15 protein-coding genes are annotated in these 16476 nt (G+C 62.3%); 10 read left to right on the top strand and 5 right to left on the bottom strand.

All coding sequences use genetic code 11. The features are described 5' to 3' along the window. The first annotated feature begins 1 nt into the window (after position 1). The 9 genes from C4Q26_RS21480 (at position 2) to C4Q26_RS21440 (ending at position 10677) form a co-directional block, all read left to right on the top strand. Positions 2–1453, top strand: coding sequence for a sel1 repeat family protein (locus C4Q26_RS21480; RefSeq protein ID WP_104883489.1), 1452 nt, complete (start codon positions 2–4; stop codon positions 1451–1453). Beyond that, the gene (locus tag C4Q26_RS21475; RefSeq protein ID WP_104883488.1) at positions 1450–2904 is read left to right on the top strand and encodes an alginate export family protein; all 1455 of its coding nucleotides are present in this window, start codon (positions 1450–1452) and stop codon (positions 2902–2904) included. The genes C4Q26_RS21480 and C4Q26_RS21475 overlap by 4 nt, the downstream gene beginning before the upstream one ends. Positions 2905–2918: 14 nt before the next feature. Continuing rightward, positions 2919–4346: an MBOAT family protein gene (locus tag C4Q26_RS21470; RefSeq protein WP_104883487.1), complete on the top strand. Its 1428-nt coding sequence runs from the start codon at positions 2919–2921 to the stop codon at positions 4344–4346. Between the two features lie 9 nt (positions 4347–4355). Then, the gene (locus tag C4Q26_RS21465; RefSeq protein ID WP_023381201.1) at positions 4356–5450 is read left to right on the top strand and encodes an alginate O-acetyltransferase; all 1095 of its coding nucleotides are present in this window, start codon (positions 4356–4358) and stop codon (positions 5448–5450) included. Between the two features lie 18 nt (positions 5451–5468). Further along, positions 5469–6107, top strand: coding sequence for an alginate O-acetyltransferase AlgF (locus C4Q26_RS21460; protein WP_023381202.1), 639 nt, complete (start codon positions 5469–5471; stop codon positions 6105–6107). 28 nt (positions 6108–6135) lie between these two features. Continuing rightward, entirely contained in the window at positions 6136–7536 is a 1401-nt protein-coding gene (locus C4Q26_RS21455) for an alginate biosynthesis protein AlgX (RefSeq protein WP_104883486.1), read from the top strand. Continuing rightward, positions 7527–8654, top strand: a complete 1128-nt coding sequence (locus C4Q26_RS21450) for a polysaccharide lyase (protein ID WP_256583290.1) — start codon at positions 7527–7529, stop codon at positions 8652–8654. Before C4Q26_RS21455 ends, C4Q26_RS21450 begins: the two co-directional genes overlap by 10 nt. Positions 8655–8657: 3 nt before the next feature. Continuing rightward, positions 8658–10112, top strand: coding sequence for a right-handed parallel beta-helix repeat-containing protein (locus C4Q26_RS21445; protein WP_104883484.1), 1455 nt, complete (start codon positions 8658–8660; stop codon positions 10110–10112). A gap of 163 nt (positions 10113–10275) precedes the next feature. Then, on the top strand, positions 10276–10677 hold the full coding sequence (locus C4Q26_RS21440; protein WP_104883483.1) for a hypothetical protein: 402 nt from the start codon (positions 10276–10278) through the stop codon (positions 10675–10677). 103 nt (positions 10678–10780) lie between these two features. Here the strand turns inward: C4Q26_RS21440 and C4Q26_RS21435 are convergent, their stop codons facing one another. Both C4Q26_RS21435 and C4Q26_RS21430 read right to left on the bottom strand, forming a co-directional pair. After that, the gene (locus tag C4Q26_RS21435; RefSeq protein ID WP_023381207.1) at positions 10781–11212 is read right to left on the bottom strand and encodes a GNAT family N-acetyltransferase; all 432 of its coding nucleotides are present in this window, start codon (positions 11210–11212) and stop codon (positions 10781–10783) included. Continuing rightward, positions 11202–11588 carry a DUF488 domain-containing protein gene (locus tag C4Q26_RS21430; protein ID WP_027908160.1) on the bottom strand — a complete coding sequence of 129 codons (387 nt, stop codon included), beginning with the start codon at positions 11586–11588 and terminating at the stop codon, positions 11202–11204. The genes C4Q26_RS21435 and C4Q26_RS21430 overlap by 11 nt, the downstream gene beginning before the upstream one ends. A gap of 128 nt (positions 11589–11716) precedes the next feature. On the opposite strand from C4Q26_RS21430, the gene C4Q26_RS21425 reads away from it, so the two are divergent. Beyond that, positions 11717–13333, top strand: coding sequence for an inorganic phosphate transporter (locus tag C4Q26_RS21425; RefSeq protein ID WP_104881496.1), 1617 nt, complete (start codon positions 11717–11719; stop codon positions 13331–13333). 113 nt (positions 13334–13446) lie between these two features. On the opposite strand, the gene C4Q26_RS21420 is transcribed toward C4Q26_RS21425, so the two are convergent. From C4Q26_RS21420 to C4Q26_RS21410, 3 genes are all read right to left on the bottom strand, one after another. After that, the gene (locus C4Q26_RS21420; protein WP_023381210.1) at positions 13447–14142 is read right to left on the bottom strand and encodes a glutathione S-transferase N-terminal domain-containing protein; all 696 of its coding nucleotides are present in this window, start codon (positions 14140–14142) and stop codon (positions 13447–13449) included. A gap of 73 nt (positions 14143–14215) precedes the next feature. Next, complete coding sequence (locus tag C4Q26_RS21415) at positions 14216–14713, bottom strand: PaaI family thioesterase (RefSeq protein WP_023381211.1); 498 nt, start codon at positions 14711–14713, stop codon at positions 14216–14218. A 107-nt stretch (positions 14714–14820) separates the two neighbouring features. After that, complete coding sequence (locus C4Q26_RS21410) at positions 14821–16203, bottom strand: amino acid permease (RefSeq protein ID WP_104883482.1); 1383 nt, start codon at positions 16201–16203, stop codon at positions 14821–14823. Positions 16204–16476: the final 273 nt, after the last annotated feature.

The following is a 16476-nucleotide window of genomic DNA, read 5'->3' as shown; positions in this document are numbered from 1 at the left end:
CATGACCCTGATGACGCCCACGCGCTTGCTGCTGGCCAGTCTCACCCTGGCTTGTGCGGGCAGCGCGACTGCCGGCCAGAGCCTGGAGCAGGTGCGCTATGCCCTGTTCAAGGATCCCAGCGCCGATGTGAGCGCCGATTTGCGTGAACTGGCACGGCGCGGTGATCTGGCCAGTACGCTGCTGCTGGGCGATGTCCTGGCCAGCCGCGAGGATGTCAGCCGTCAGGAGGTGGTTGCGCTCTATCACACCGCGTTCGGCGATGGCCAAGGCATGGTTCCGGCACTGGCCTCGTTGGCCCGGCTGATCGACCGCACCCCCAGTCTTCGCGAAGCACAACGGCCATGGTTCGAGCGCGCCCTGACCCGCTACCAGAGCACACTCGACCCACGCAACGCCAGTACCACACTGGAAGTGTTCCTCACCTATCCGCAACTGGTGAGCGTCGACCAGGCGGCGGAACTGCTGGAACTTTACGAGCGCTCGTGCTTGCTCAACTGCCGCCCGCAGCTGTACCGGGCGGTGCTTGCCGAGCGCCAGGGCGACCAGGGCGCGGCCGAACGCTGGTACCGCGAGGCCGTGCGCTTCGATGCGCGCGCGATCGACCGCTACTACGCCTTCCTCGGTGATCGACAAGACCAACTGTTCCCGGCTTTCGCCACTTCACTGGAGGCGCAGCGCAGTCAATTACCAGTCGATATCGTGCACCGTATCGCCTCGCTGCTCGACAACATCGCCAGTGTTCAGCGCGCCGAGCAGGAAGCCGACCGTATCGAACGTCAGAGCCGCGAGCCTGACACGCCGCCCGTCGCACCGACGCCCGAACAGCAGGCCCGTGACAAAGCCCAGGCCGATGCCTTGGCGATCGCCACCGCACAGGTGCAACGCTGGCGTGACGAGGCCGTCGCCAGGGGCTTCGTCCCGGCCATGGTGTCCAAGGCCAACTTCATGATCTCCAACCCCACCGAGCACAACGCCGAGGAAACCCAGGCGCTGATCGATCAAGTCCGCCTGCGCGAGCCGATGCGGGCCAAGGCGTTGCAGGCCTCGTTCTACATGGTCAACAACTGGCTGACCCTGGACCCGGAGAAGGCCCGGGCCGTGATCGACGAACTGCGCGCCAGCCAGTATCCCGGTGCCGGCCTGCTGCTGGCCGACTACTACAGCAAGGGCGTGCAGGACCAACCCGACCAGGACAAAGCCCTGGCGCTGTTCCAGGAAGAGGCTGCCAAGGGCTCGACCGCCGCCTGGTACCGCATGGCCACGTTGCACGCCTATGGCCGCGCCCTTTGCCATGACCCGGTCAAGGCCTACACCTATGCGCGGATCGCGCTAGACCTCGGCGAGCGCAGCGCCCGTAGCTTGGTCCGACGCCTGGAAAAGACGTTACCCAAGGATGACATCGAGCGTGCCCTGGCCGCGCGCAACGATCTGCTGAAGGAGGCCACGCTGTGAAAACCCACCATCCCCTGTTCGCTGCCCTGCTCACCCTGACGCCGCTGTCCGTGGTCCTGGCCGCCGAAGAAATCACCGGCCCCGAAGCCGACAGCAACGCGCCGGTGCGTGTTGCCACAGCCGATGGCAGCGAGCCGCTGATCACCTCGGAATTCTTCAACAAACTCACCGTGCAGACCGGCTACGGCCCGGAAGACTCGCAAGTCGGCAGCGATCGCGAAATGTTTTACAGCTTGCGCTACGAGCCATCATTTGCCTGGTATTCGCCCGAAAAGCGCTGGGCCAAATGGATGGTCTACGGCCGCCTGTGGCTCAACTACGACTCCAGCGAGTCGAGCAACCTGACCAACGAAGCCACCAACAGCAGCGAACGCGAACAGCCCGAGGGCTGGTACGCCGAGCTGCGCGAGCTGTACGTCAAGCGCAACCTGATCGGCGACGACCCGCGGTATTCCGCGTCACTTGGCCGGCAGCGCTTCTACGACGACTACGGCATCTGGTGGGACGACAGCCTGGAATCGCTGCGCTTCAACTACCAGGACACGTTCTCCGAGGCGTTCATCGCCGTTGGCCAGAAGTTTCACAACTACAACACCGATGTGAACAGCCTTGCCGATAGCGAAGCGCGCACCACCTACGTGATGGGTCAGTATGCCTACCGCTGGAGCCCGAACAACCAGGCCGGCGTGCGCCTGATGCACGAGAACGACCACAGCGGCCACGACGCCGAAGACCGCTACGACTTCAAGGGCCTGCGCTACGGGTTGTTCTTCATGGGCGACAACCTGGGCCTGCCGGCGCTCAGTGACTACCACCTGGAGCTGGCCGCCCTGGATGGCAAGATGGACAACACCGACGGCAATGGCACGACCACAACTGGCCACGGCAGCAAGGGCTGGGCCGCCTTGGGTGAGGTCGGCAAACGCTTCGACACGCTGCCCTGGACGCCACGTATCGCATTGCGCGGCGGCCTCACCGACAAGCCAAGCGACGAGAACGATGGCTTTCGCCTCAATGCCATCCAGTCGGACCGCATCACCCGCAGCGGGTCCTACAGCACGCGCCTGACCAGCTCGTTCGTTGCCCTGGACCTGCGCAACCTCAGCTACTACGGCATCGCCGTCGAGACCAAGCCCACTTCCCGCAGCGCCCTGGACCTGCGCGTGACCCAGCTCGACCTGCGCGATGAAGACGGCACTTTGCCCATCCGCATGAACGGCGACCAACGGGCCGAGCGCAACCGTGCAATCGCCCAGGGCAGCAATGGCAATGGCCGCAATGTCGGGCAGATGGTCGACCTCAATTACTACTGGAAGATGTTTCCGCTGGCACTCGACGGCAAGCACCTGGATGTCAACGCACTGGTCAGCGCCAGTTACCTCAATGCCGGCAGTGCATTGGCAACCGGCGACGACTACCAGCTGAGCGTCGGCGTGGTCATCAGTTACTAAGGACGGGCAGCGCCATGATCTTCGCCTCCAACGTGTTCCTGTTTCTCTACCTGCCGCTGTTCCTGGCCGCGTATTTCCTGGCCAGGGCGCAGTGGCGCTCGACGGTGATCGTCGTCGCCAGCTACCTCTTCTATGCCTGGTGGCGACCGGACTTCCTGTTGCTGTTCGTCGGCATCACCTACTGGAACTACTGGTTCGGCCTGCGCATCAAGGCGCGCCTCGACGCGGCGGACAAACGTTGGGCGCTTCGTCTGCTGTGGATCGGTGTAGCCGGCAACCTCTCGACCCTGGGCTACTTCAAGTACGCCAACTTCGGCGCCGAAGTGCTGGCCCTGCTGCTGGCGCCACTGGGCATCGACACCTGGACCCTGGAAAACATCTTCCTGCCCCTGGGCATCTCGTTCTATGTGTTCCACGCCCTGAGCTACATCGTCGACATCTACCGCAAGGACGCCACGCCGACGCGCAATTTCATCGACTTCGCCGCCTTCGTCGCATTGTTCCCGCACCTGGTGGCCGGACCGATCCTGCGCTACAGCCAACTGGCGCCGCAGCTGCGCGAACGCACCCATTCGCTGGAGCTGTTCTCGCTGGGCGTGTGCCGCTTCATGCTCGGCTTCATCATGAAAGTACTGATCGCCGACCGCCTGGCGCCGATCAACGCGCTGTTCGTCAGCGAAGGCACCCTGCAGTTCAGCGACGCCTGGTTCGGCCTGGTGGTCTCCACCCTGCAGTTGTACTTCGACTTTGCTGGCTACAGCCACATGGCCTTGGGCCTGGCCTTGATGATGGGCTTTCGCTTCCCGGAAAACTTCAACCAGCCCTATGTGTCGCAGAGCATCACCGAGTTCTGGTCGCGCTGGCACATGACCCTGGCGCACTTCCTGCGCGACTATGTGTACATGCCCCTGGTACGCAAGCGCGTGGCCGGCGCATTGCCGGCGCTCATCTGGACCATGCTGCTGTCCGGGTTGTGGCACGGGGCGAGCTTCGCCTTCATCTGCTGGGGACTGTTCTTCGGCGTTGGCATGGTACTGGAACGCAAGTTCAACCTGGCGACCAAAGTCAGCACCCCATACCACCTGGGCCGCAACCTGCGCACCGGCCTGTTGATCGTGCTGAGCATGCCACTGTTCTTCACCATGGACCTGCGCCACAGCATCGACATCTACAAAGCGCTGTTCGGCTTCAACGGCTTCGGCTCGCTGGAGCTGTACGTGCTCGGCGCCTCGAAAATGGCCATGGCCTTCGCCCTGGTGGCCTTGGCCTGGCTGGTCCTGGCGGGCATCAACAATGTGCGCTTCTACGCTGGCAACAAGACGGGGTACTTCATGCGCCATGTCGGCGCGCTGCACAGCGTGTTGCTGTGGGGCGGTTTCCTGTTGGCGCTGAGCAGCCTGGCGGCCAATTCGTTCTCGCCCTTCCTGTATTTCCAGTTCTAGGAGACGGCCATGTATCCGGTGATGAATTCGGCCAGCAAGGCCAATGGCATTCTGTTCGCGCTGGCACTCGGGGCGATGTTCGTCTACTCGCTGCCACCGGTGTTCAGCTTCGCCCGCACCCAAAGCGATGCCTGGAACCTATTCGTCGACGGCAAGCTGCTACGCAAGTTCGAGCAGGTGTACGACAAGCGCTTCTTCCTGCGAGCCCCCTCCGTGACGCTGTGGGCCGACGCGCAGTTCCAGCTGTTCGGCGAAGGTACCAAAGGCGTGGTGCTGGGCAAGGATGGCTGGCTCTACACCAACCAGGAATACCGCGTGCCCAATGACCTGGACGCCAACCTGACGGGCCAGCTGGAGCAGATCGTCAAGGTCCGCGCGCAATTGGCCGAACACGGCAAACAACTGGTGGTACTGCCGCTGCCAATGAAGCTGGATGTGTATGCAGCGCACGCCGAGCATGCGTTCGACCCCAGGGTGACCGGCCTGTACGACCGTTTCGTAAGCGAGCTGCAACGACACCAGCTGGACGTGGTGCCGCTGCGCAGCGCGTTCCTGGCCAACCTTGGCGGCCCGAAGCTGTTCCTGAAATCCGACACCCACTGGAGCCCAGAAGGTGCGCGCCTGGCCGCCTACGAACTGGCACGTCAACGTCCGCAATTGCTGGGTGATCAGGTCTACCTCTCGCACCCGTCCGGGGAGAAAAGCATCAAGGGCGACCTGATGAACTACATCCAGTTCGACCATGCTCGCCTGGCGCCGCAGTTCGGAGCCAACCCGATCAAGCTGTACGAAACCCTCAAAGCCGAACAGAGCAGCGATGACCTATTCGCCGAGCAGGAGCAGAGCCTGCTGCTGGTAGGCACCAGCTACAGCAAGATCGACGACTGGAACTTCGTCGGCTTTCTCAAGGAGGCACTCAACCGCGACCTGCTGAGCATCGCCGTCGAGGCCCGCGGCCCGTTCGAAGCCATGAACCAGTTCCTGGCAAGCGATCAACTGGCCAACCCACAGATCGAAACGGTGGTATGGGAATTCCCCCTTCGCACCTTGCTCGCCCACCGTCCCGGCGCGCTCAGCCGCAGCGCCGTGCCCCAGCATTTCTGACGAATCAAGGAGAACCTGATGAAACCTGCTCACCTGTTTACCGCCGTTGTCCTGGCCACCGCCAGCCAGGCGGGCTACACCGCCGAAGGCAATGCCGACCTGTACGATGCAGTAGCCCCTGCCGATTCGGCCTTCGTCCGCGTGCTGAACCTCTCGGACCGCAGCATCGACGTCACGTTGAGCGGCAAGGTCAACCCGCAGAAGGTTGCGCCCGGCCAGCTCAGTGGCTACCGCTTCACCTCAGCCGGCAGCCACAAGATCGCGGTCGGCGGGCAATCCATCGAGCCGCAGCTGAAGGCCAACGCCGCCAGCACCGTGATCTACGACGGCAAGCAACTGAAGCTGATCGCCGACAAATACGTCAACGAGCCGAAGAAGGCACAGATCGCCTTCTACAACCTCACACCGGCACAAGCGGCGCTCAAGACCGAGGACGGCAAGCACGTGGTCGTCGACCCATTGGCCAACGGCCAGACCGGCAGCCGCATGGTCAACGAGCTCAAGATCGGTTTCGCCGCCTATGTCGCCGATCAGAAGGTGGCGGAATTCGACGATCAGTTCCTCAAGAAGGGTCGCTCGTACAGCTATGTGCTGCTGCCCCAGGGCAACGGCTACCGCAGCATGACCCAGGCCAACAGCATCGACCCCACCGAGTGACGCCCACGCTGCAAGGATGGATAGGTACATGAAGACCCTAGTAAGTGTGTCTCTAAGCGCAGCCCTGGCCCTGCTGAGCCTGCCTGGCCAGGCCGCACAGGCGCCAAAAGCCGGCTGTGAGAACCTGCGGTGCATGGTCTGCCCGGCGCTCAGCGACCCACAGCGTTACACCGAGGGGCGCATGAAGCTGATGCGCGAAATCGTACCCGGCAAGGACCGCTGGCTATTCCGCTCGGCGGTGGACCTGACCAACGACTTCGGCATTCCCGCCCCTATGCGCCCGGAGTTCGCCCGCTTGATGCAGGCCTTCCAGCGCCAGGGCATCCACGTGGCCATGGCGGTCCAGCCCACCCGCGGGCTGATGCACCGCGACAAACTGCTCGAAGGCCAACTGCACGGTTTCGACTATGCCCAGGCCAGCGCCCACCTCAGTGCCTACCTTGGCCAGTTGCGCCAGGGCGGTGCGGTGGTGGCGCCGATGATGCAACTGGTGCAGCAGCCGCCCCAGGGCGAGTACTTCTTCCGCCGCGACCACCACTGGACCCCGGCCGGCGCCGAAGCCACTGCCAGACTGATGGCCGAAGAGATCCGCCGCCAGCCGTTCTACGGCGAGTTGACCAAGAAGCAGTATCGCACCGAGCCTGGGGTAATGGTGCCCAAGGATGGCACGCTGAACCTGGCGCTGAGCAACATCTGTGGCAACAACTATGGCTTCCAGTACGTGCGCGGCTTCCAGACCGTCCCGGTGGCCGACAGCGCCGATGCGCTGTTCGACGAAGCGCCAGACCCGCAAGTGATCCTGGTGGGAGACAGCAACGCCGCTGCACGTGAAGACGAGAGCAAGCAGTTCAATTTCGACGGCTACCTCAAGCAATACCTGAGTGTGGATGTACTCAACTATGCCCTGCCGGGTGTCGGTGAGGACGGCTCGCTGCTGGCGTACCTGCTGTCGGAAGACTACGACCCCAAGGCCCCGCCCAAGTTGATCGTCTGGGAACTGCCGGCCAACTACCGGCTTGATTCGCCGTTGATGTATCGCCAGTTGGTGCCGGCGGTTCAGGGCGGCTGCTCGGCCAGCAGGCAAGTGTTGGGGTCGAAGTTGCAACACCCGGCGCTGAAGGTTGGCGAGCGCATCGAGCTGCTGAGCAACGCGGGCAGTTCGCGCCAGTCGTTGAGTGGTTCGAAGGGGTTTCTCGACATCCGCCTGAGCGACAAGAACATCAAGGACTTCTACATCATCGTCTATTACGACAATGGCGCGCGCGACAAGGTGTGGTTCCGTCGCGAGGCAGCCGTCAGCGGCGGGCAGTACTACCTGGAACTGAGTAAGGACCCAGCGTTTGCCGGGGCCAACTTGCTGTCGGTGTTCATGGAAACGACCAAGGCGGGCACTGCGGCCACCGAGGTGGAGACTCGTCTGTGTCTTTGAAGATGCTCATCGGGGCTGCCTCGCTGCTTCCCCTGGCCCTGCTCCCCCCCCAGGCTCAGGCAGCCCAGTCGATCTGGCCTGCGCATCCCACGCCACAAGCGGCCATGATCGCCGACTACCACACCCTGGCCTGCAGCAAGGAGCCTCCGCCGCCCTATACCGGCAGCCTGCGCCTGCAGAGCAAGTACGACCAGCGCGACGTCAGCAAGTCGACCCTGCGCAGCAGCCCCGATGCAGGCAGCGAACGCATCGGCAAGCAGGTCAAACAGTTCGTCGGCGGGCTGATCTACGCCAGCAAGCGTTTCCAGCGGGCGAAAAAGCCGCAGGACGCCAACATGGCCCTGGCCTGCCAGGACCAATGGCTGCAAGACTGGGCCGAAGCCGGCGCACTGCTCAACCCGGATGCCAGCGGCACAGGTATGGCCGCGCGCAAATGGGCTTTGGCGGCAATGGCCGGAACCGTGCTGCTGACCCAGTCAGCCAGTGACGGCAAGGTGCGACTGAGCGAGGCTCAGCAGTCGTGGTTCACTCGCCTGGCCGAATTGGTGATCCACGAGTACGGCCCACGCCGCGATGCCCCAGGCGTGTACTTCAACAACCACGACTACTGGGCTGCCTGGGCCGTAGCCGCCACCGGCATGCTGGTCGGGCGCGACGACTTCATCCAGTGGGCCGACGGCAACCTACGTCGTGGCCTGGCCCAGGCGGTGCGTTCCCGCGATGGCAGCTACGCCTACCTGCCGCTGGAAGTGGCGCGGGCCAAGCTTGCCGCCACCTACAGCCAGTACGCCTTGGTACCCCTGGTATTGCTGGCTGAATCGGCGCGCGTCAACGGCCTGCCGTGGAGCGCCGACGACCAACAGACCTTGGACCTTCTGGCCAACTTCGCCGCTCGCACGGTGCTTGACCCACGCGACCTGCCCGAACTCGAAGGCCAGTCCCAGGCGGATGTAGCGCCGTACAAACTGGCCTGGTTGATCCCGTTCCTGCAGCGCAATCCCGGCCACGCCCTGGCGCGCCAGCTGTACGACAGCGAAGACGGCGATGTGGACAACTACAGCCAGCTCGGCGGCCCTATCAAACCGTTTTACCCCTCATTGCCCGGATCAAGGAACTGACCCATGACTGCCCTCGCCCGCTTCCCCCTCGCCTGCCTGGTCACCTTGGGCCTGGCCGGTACTGCCCAGGCCGCCAGCCAGACGCTGACGGTCAACTACACCTTGACCACACTGACCCAGGAGCAACGCACGCACAAGGTCGACCAACTGCGCCAGCAGGTGCGCGAGGCAGTGACGTTCCATCAGGCAGAACGCCCGCACCCGGCGGGCCGCGCCAGTGTCAGTCTGCAACCGATGTTCTCGTCGCAGGCCGGCAGCTGGCCCTTCGAGCCATTCGTCAACAACGGCCTGTTCCGCGCCATAGCCAGCTACCAGGCGCATCATCCTCAGGTAGTGCTGGTGCGCGCGGGCAGCATCACCCTGGCGCAGTTGCACGATGCGCTGAACGATACGCGCATCCTGAGGCGCTACAAGGACGGTTACCTGCTCAGCTACCCGCTGATGATCGGTGCCGACGCCGGGTTGGTGTTGGAGGGCACCCGCCTTTACTTGTCGAGCCATTCGGGCACAGCGCTGATCAACCAGGGATGGCTGGGGTTGAACCAGTCCAGCCTGCAAAGCCTGGCCGGTGACCGACCAGGCAACACCGACCGCGCCTGGCGGCCGTTCGTGGTGGCCTGGGCCGGCAGCCATACCCAGGTGATTGCTTCGACCCTCAAGCGCCTGGGCTACAACGCCAACCTGTCCCGCGGACTGACCACTGCCCTAAGTGCCCAGCAAGCCGCGAACACACCTGCCGCCACGGTGATCATCCGCGACAGCCACTTCAGCGAGATGTCCAGCGCGGTGGAGTTGCAGCACAGCCAGGCGACCATCACCGCCAGCCAGTTCGAAAAGTCGCAGCAATACGCCATCGACGTGCGTGACAGCCAGGTCAAACTGCAGGACAACCAGCTACGCGGCATCGACAACAACAGCGGCGTGCGCCTGCGTGGCCAGACCCGCGCCCAGGTCGATGGCAACCTCATTCTGGGTGCGGCAAAGGCGGCCATCGAAGTCAGCGAACAACAGGGCGCGGTGCTGCTGGCCGGCAATCGCATGGGTGACAGCCGAGGCAATGGCATCCAGTTACGCAACCTGACACCCACCACCGCTGCCCCGCTGGTCGTCGAAGATAACCTGCTGGCCAGTAGCCAAGGCAGCGCGGTGGATGCCAGCGAAGTCAGCGCCTTGGCACTGCTCGACAACCGCATCGGCAATACCCAGGAGTATGCCGTCAGCCTGCGCAATGCCACACCGCTGGCAGGGCCGCTGGTACTCAGTGGCAATCGCCTGGGCCAGGTCGGCAAGGCACTGGTACGGGTCGAGGGGATGCGGGATGTCGTGATGGGCGCTAACCGTTTCGAAGGTAAGCCCTTGTTGCAGAATTTATTGATCGGGGATCTGCTGCCGGTGCAGGGGCAGTTGCTCGACGCTACGGTTCGTCAGGGGGCGACGGTGCAGGTGCAGCAACAGTGAGTCCAGGCATGTGCGGGACTTCGCCTTTTCTATGCCACCTTCAAACTCGCCCACATGAAAAGGTCACACGGCATATAAGAGCGCGCCCTATCATTTTTACCAGTACCCCTTGGATACTTCTTTCGCTACATTTAAGCCTCACTCAAAAATCGAGGACTTAACAATGAGCAATACTGATACACAATGGATCGAAGAGACAAAATGGATCGAAAACCGATTTGTTATCGAATTCAAAAGCACGGGCTTAAAATATGAAACAGACAAATTCGATTCCCACAGCACCTTGATCAAAGGCACCTTCTCTTTAGCCTCAGGCAATTATGTGGTCGCTATCGAGACGAGGACCGCAAGCTTTACCAACGGCAACTGGGTAGTCCCAGATCAACTAGATGTAACCCTTTACCCACCAAAAGGCCGAATCATAGCCACTCAAGGCGAGGTACACATTATTCAACGAGTGGGTCAAAAGGTATGGGGGAGGATCGACGTGAGCTATCCACTAGAAGACGATAAGAAAGAAACGGTCACCGGTCGATTTAAGACAACACTCCGAGTAACTGACTGATACACCAAGACGCCTTCCAATCAACCTTGGAGGCCTTCGTCTCATAACCTATCAGCGCTCTCGCTTTCACTGACGTAGCCGGCGCTTCTGCGAACCCGCTACGTTAGTCTATTTCTCGCTGCAGTTGCCAAAAACAATCCGCCTCCCCGACTTTTAGAAAGCCATGGCGCAAGTATAAGTATCGCGCCGGGTTACTCCTGAATACCATCAACCTCAACAATGGCAAATGCCGCAGCGACGCCCAGTCGGCCAGTTGCTCCAGCACACAACTCCCCACGCCCCGGCCGCGATGTTCTGGCGACAGGTGCAGTTCGCGAATGAACAGCGCCTGCCGGTCCTGGCTCAGGCTACAGAACCCCAGTACGGTATCCCCCTCCACCACTAGCCATTGCTCGCGCCAGGCCCACGCCTGGTCGAACGCTTCCTCGATCCACAGCAAGTCGAACTCGCGGTAGTACGGCAACATCGCCCGCCGCGTCAGATCGCGCGCGAACGTACGATCGGCGTCGGTCGCGGCTTTCAGTTCAATGGCCATAGCACACCGGCGAGCTTGCCGGCCCATGTCGGTCCAGTTCATCCTCCAGCCATTGCGCCAACACCCGTGCGTTGTTGTGGCGCGTGTCCTTGCCGGCATAGAGCAGAGTCAGGTCCCCCTTGGCCGCCAGGTCCAGCAAGGGGTACCAATGCTCGGGATGCGCCGCCAGCTCTTGCCGGTAGCGCTGGCTAAAAACGGCAAAATCCAGCTCACCCCGATGGAATGCCTGGCGCAGCTCGACGGAAGGCGCGACCTCGCGCAACCAGGTTCCCTGCAGGTCATCTTTGCGTTTGTTGCGCGGCCACAGGCGGTCGACCAGCACACGTTGGCCATCGCTTGCCTGCGCCGCATCGTAGACACGCTTGCAGTGAATCATGGGTTTCTCCTGCGCTGACCGTTCGTCCCTGGCCTAGCGAGTTCTTTGACAAAGATCAGTCTAGCGTCCCGAATTGTTTCTATGCTCAGGGGCCTCGGCAACTTCGCCCAACGCCAACCGGAGCCCCCATGGCAACCCCGTCACTGGCCACCCAGACGCACCTGGCCCAGCGCGACGCCCGCCCGCAATTATCCCACAAGCCTGGGCGCGCCACCCTGACCTTGTTCTTTGGCCTGCTATTGGCGGGCATCGCCTATACCGCCTGGAGCCTGAGACAGGACGTCACCGCCAGCGGTACGGTCATCACCACTGTCACCCCCTTTCTGCTGCTGGGCCTGGCTTTGCTGATCGCTCTAGGCTTCGAGTTCGTCAACGGTTTCCATGACACCGCCAATGCTGTAGCCACCGTGATCTACACCCACTCTTTACCTGCGCCAGTGGCAGTGGTGTGGTCTGGGCTGTGCAACTTCCTGGGGGTGCTGCTTTCCAGTGGCGCGGTGGCCTTCGGCATCATTGCCTTGCTACCGGTGGAGCTGATACTACAGGTCGGATCTTCGGCTGGCTTCGCCATGGTGTTCGCCCTTTTGCTGGCGGCGATCATCTGGAACCTTGGCACCTGGTGGCTGGGCCTGCCGGCCTCATCGTCACATACGCTGATCGGCTCGATCATCGGCGTGGGCGTAGCCAACGCCCTGATGCATGGCCGCGATGGCACCAGTGGTATCGACTGGAGCCAAGCCAGCAAGGTCGGTTATGCCCTGCTCTTTTCCCCGCTGGTCGGTTTCGCCTGCGCGGCATTGCTCCTGCTGGCCTTGCGCGCACTGGTCAAGCGCCGGGCGCTGTACCAGGCACCGGAAGGCCAGACCCCACCGCCCTGGTGGATCCGTAGCGTGTTGATCCTGACCTGCACCGGCGTGTCCTTCGCCCATGGTTCCAATGATGGTCAGAAAGGCATGGGGCTGATCATGCTGATTCTGGTCGGCACATTGCCCATGGCGTACGCCCTGAACAAGACCATGCCGAACGAACAGGCCTTGCAGTTCTCCGCTGTCGCTGAAGTGACGCGCCAGGCGCTGGTACGCAGCGACCCGCAGCCAGCGCCGGCCGATCCGCGCCGGGTGCTGACTGCGTTCATTGCCGAGCCCAGGACCAACCCGCAACTGGTGCCCGCCCTGGCAGCACTCACCGGTATGATCGGCGAGCAAGTCAAAGGCTATGGATCGCTCAAGCGCGTGCCAGCCGAGGCCATGGCCAACGTGCGCAACGACATGTACCTGACCAGCGAAGCCATTCGCCTGCTCGACAAGCACCGCCTGGCCACCTTCGATGCTGCCACCCGCAGCCAGGTACAGATGTTCAAAGGCCAATTGGACGATGCCACGCGTTACATCCCGCTGTGGGTCAAGGTGGCCGTGGCCATCGCGCTGGGATTGGGCACCATGGTGGGCTGGCGGCGGATCGTGGTGACGGTGGGCGAGAAGATCGGCAAGACCCACCTCAGCTACGCCCAGGGCGCTTCGGCCGAGGTGGTGGCAATGTGCACCATCGGTGCTGCGGACATGTTCGGGCTACCGGTATCCACCACCCATGTGCTCAGTTCAGGGGTAGCCGGGACCATGGTGGCCAACGGCTCAGGCATTCAGAAACGCACCCTGATCAACCTGCTGATGGCCTGGGTGCTGACACTGCCGGCGGCCATGTTGCTGGCGGGGTGCCTGTACTGGATTCTGAGCCACGTGTTCTGAATCCGGGGCACTGGCCCCTCCCACACGGACAGCGCAGATCCTGTAGGCGGCGGCTTGCCGGCGATGACGCCGGTACAGTCAAGACGACGCCGTTACCCGTCCATTCAAATACTTCAACCCGGAATTTTCAGCCCACGCTGCACCGCTGGGCGTTCGAGGAACCGAGCCAGCGCACGCTGCACTTCCTTGAACTCATCGAACCCCACAAGCTCCCGGGCGTTGTAGCGCTCCACCAGGTTGCGCACCCAGGGGAAGATGGCGATATCGGCAATGCTGTACTCGTCCACCATCCACTGCCGCCCTTCCAGGTGTCGGTCGAGCACGCCGAGCAGGCGCTTCGATTCGTTGACGTAGCGGTCGCGAGGGCGCTTGTCTTCGTATTCCTTGCCCGCGAAGAAGTGGAAGAAGCCCACCTGGCCGAACATCGGACCAATGCCGCCCATCTGGAACATCAGCCATTGCAAGGTCTGGTAGCGGCGGGCCGGGTCGTCGCTGAGCAACTGGCCGGACTTTTCCGCCAGGTACTGCAGGATCGCCCCCGATTCGAACAGCGGCAGCGGCTGGCCGCCCGGACCGTTCGGGTCGAGAATCGCCGGGATCTTGTTGTTGGCGCTCAGGGAAACGAACTCGGGAGTGAGCTGGTCGTTGCTGTCGAAGTTGACCTTGTGCACCTCGTACGGCAGCCCGATCTCTTCCAGCATGATCGACACCTTGACGCCGTTGGGGGTGGGCAACGAATACAGTTGCAGCCGCTCAGGGTGTTTCGCGGGCCACTTTTGAGTGATCGGGAATGCGCTCAGATCGGTCATGGTCAACCTTGCCTGGGGAATGGTCCTGCCACTCTAGAGGCATCGCGGTCGGCTGACCATCATCCCGTGGCCTTCAAGCCTGTCCGTGGGCCTTGAGCTTGAGCTTGTCGGTATCGACTCGTACGAACACCGAATCAGCGGTCACTGTCAGCACATCGCCAGCCCAGACTTCACAGATCACGCGGCTCTTGCGTCCCACCTCGCCCTCTACACGCGCCTTGAGCAATAACTCCACGCCCATCGGGGTCGGCTTGAGGTAGGTGAGGTTGAGCGTGCCGGTGACGCAGTCGATGCGCGGCAAGCTGCCCGGCTCGCGACCTTCGGCACGGTAGTGATAGGCCATGGCGGTCCAGTTGGAATGGCAGTCGACCAGCATGGCCAACAGGCCACCGTAGACCAGGCCGGGCCAGCCGCTGAACGTGCTGTCAGGTGTGTGCCGGCACGACAGATGAATGCCATCGGCGTCCCAATGGCTTTGCACGTGCAGACCGCTGGGGTGGGCGCAACCGCAGCCATAGCAGGTGCCGTCCGGCGCGGCCAGGGCTTGAAGGGAAAGGGTCTGGTCGTTCATGCGCTTCCTGTGCTTGTTGGAATGGGAAGAAATGCCTGCCTCGATGGTAACGCTCGAATCTGTCAGCGCCAATCGCAAAACGGGGGCGCACCGCGCCCCCTGGAGGATCACGCCGTCTGAGCGACTACCTTGCCCCGACGCTGGGTCAGCGACACCAGCAGGATGAACAGCGCCACCCCGGCAGTCATCAGCGTCTCGTAACGGTAGGCATCACTGAGCAGCATGTAGCCCAGGACCATGACGATGGTGCCGATCACCAGCCAGGTCAGCCATGGGAACAGCCACATCTTCAGTTCCAGCGGACGGCCTTCGCGCTCGGCACGGGCACGCATGCGCAACTGCGAGACGGCGATCACCAGGTACACCAGCAAGGCGATGGCGCCCGTGGTGGACAACAGGAAGCCGAACACCTTGCCGGGGAATACATAGTTGACGAAGCAACCCGCAAAGCCAGCCAGGGTCGAGAGAATGACCGCAACGGTTGGAACACCCGAGCCCGAGACACGCTTGGTGATGCCAAGCGCCTGGCCACGGGCCCCCAGGGAATACAGCATCCGTGACGCGGTGTAGAGGCCAGAGTTCATGCAGCTGGTCACGGCCACCAGTACCACTACGTCGACCAGTAGCTTGGCGCCCGGCACGTTGAGTACCTCCAGCACCCGCTGGAACGAACCCACTGCCTTCAGGCCCGGATCGTTCCAGGCGACCAGCGATACCACCAGGAAGATCGACGCCAGGTAGAAGATTGCGATGCGGTAAACCACCAAGTTGGTGGCGCGTCGGATCTTGTCTTTCGGATTGGCCGTCTCGTCAGCTGCAATGGTGACGATCTCGGCACCGAAGAACGAGAAGATGGTGATCAGCACGCCACCGAGCACAGTGCCGAAACCGTTGGGCATGAAGCCACCGTTGTCCCACAAGCGGCTGACACCAGACACCTCGGCCAGCGGCCAGACGCCGAATACGGCGAGGCTGCACACCACGATGAAGGCGATGATGGCAAGCACCTTGACCAGCGCGAACCAGTACTCGAAGGCGCCGAAGTTCTTCACGCTGATCAGGTTGGTGCCCGACAGCACGACCATGATCAGGAACGCGAACAGCCATGACGGCACGCCCGGGAAATAGGCATGGAGAATATCCGCGCCGGCAATCGCCTCGACCGGGATGATCAGCACCCAGAACCACCAGTACAACCAGCCGATGGTGAAGCCCGCCCAAGGGCCGATGGCCTCGCCAGCATAGGTGGAAAACGAGCCGCTGTTAGGATTGGCGATGGCCATTTCACCCAGCATGCGCATCACCAGCAGCACCAGCAGGCCAGTCATGGCATAAGAAATGAGAATCGCCGGGCCAGCGGTGGCGATGGCATTGGAGGAACCGATGAACAGGCCTGCGCCGATGATGCCGGCAATGGAGATCATGGACACCTGACGTGAGGTCAGGCCGTGCTGCAAGGAACGCTGTTTCTTGTTGTGTAGCGAAGCCATGGAGAACCCTCGAATGGGTTGGCCGCCGCAAGGGCGGCTGAAAGTTGGAGCAGAATTCTGGTAAGTCCGTAGTGCTCGTTCTTGTTGTTGTGAAGGCGCCGGTAGCGGATATTTCCCTCCCCTTCGCACGACCGGTTGTCAACGTTGTTCCAGGCCAGTATCAATCCATCGGCATGGGTCAACAAACGACCTTTTCGAAACACATGATTCCATTTGAGAATGAACTTCTGACGTTTCTGCTCGGTACCAGTCCACAGCGCCCAAACGGCAGAA

The sequence above is a fragment of the Pseudomonas sp. SWI44 genome, assembly GCF_002947915.1.
Lineage (GTDB): Bacteria > Pseudomonadota > Gammaproteobacteria > Pseudomonadales > Pseudomonadaceae > Aquipseudomonas > Aquipseudomonas taiwanensis.
This window is presented reverse-complemented; position numbering and strand designations above follow the sequence as displayed.

Bases quoted from the DNA above. Each gene is read 5' to 3' on its own strand.
- C4Q26_RS21445 (WP_104883484.1), top strand. From the start codon at position 8,658: ATGACTGCCCTCGCCCGCTTCCCCCTCGCCTGCCTGGTCACCTTGGGC.
- C4Q26_RS21440 (WP_104883483.1), top strand. From the start codon at position 10,276: ATGAGCAATACTGATACACAATGGATCGAAGAGACAAAATGGATCGAA.
- C4Q26_RS21465 (WP_023381201.1), top strand. From the start codon at position 4,356: ATGTATCCGGTGATGAATTCGGCCAGCAAGGCCAATGGCATTCTGTTC.
- C4Q26_RS21430 (WP_027908160.1), bottom strand. From the start codon at position 11,588: ATGATTCACTGCAAGCGTGTCTACGATGCGGCGCAGGCAAGCGATGGC.
- C4Q26_RS21415 (WP_023381211.1), bottom strand. From the start codon at position 14,713: ATGAACGACCAGACCCTTTCCCTTCAAGCCCTGGCCGCGCCGGACGGC.
- C4Q26_RS21420 (WP_023381210.1), bottom strand. From the start codon at position 14,142: ATGACCGATCTGAGCGCATTCCCGATCACTCAAAAGTGGCCCGCGAAA.
- C4Q26_RS21480 (WP_104883489.1), top strand. From the start codon at position 2: ATGACCCTGATGACGCCCACGCGCTTGCTGCTGGCCAGTCTCACCCTG.
- C4Q26_RS21435 (WP_023381207.1), bottom strand. From the start codon at position 11,212: ATGGCCATTGAACTGAAAGCCGCGACCGACGCCGATCGTACGTTCGCG.
- C4Q26_RS21470 (WP_104883487.1), top strand. From the start codon at position 2,919: ATGATCTTCGCCTCCAACGTGTTCCTGTTTCTCTACCTGCCGCTGTTC.
- C4Q26_RS21425 (WP_104881496.1), top strand. From the start codon at position 11,717: ATGGCAACCCCGTCACTGGCCACCCAGACGCACCTGGCCCAGCGCGAC.
- C4Q26_RS21455 (WP_104883486.1), top strand. From the start codon at position 6,136: ATGAAGACCCTAGTAAGTGTGTCTCTAAGCGCAGCCCTGGCCCTGCTG.
- C4Q26_RS21410 (WP_104883482.1), bottom strand. From the start codon at position 16,203: ATGGCTTCGCTACACAACAAGAAACAGCGTTCCTTGCAGCACGGCCTG.
- C4Q26_RS21460 (WP_023381202.1), top strand. From the start codon at position 5,469: ATGAAACCTGCTCACCTGTTTACCGCCGTTGTCCTGGCCACCGCCAGC.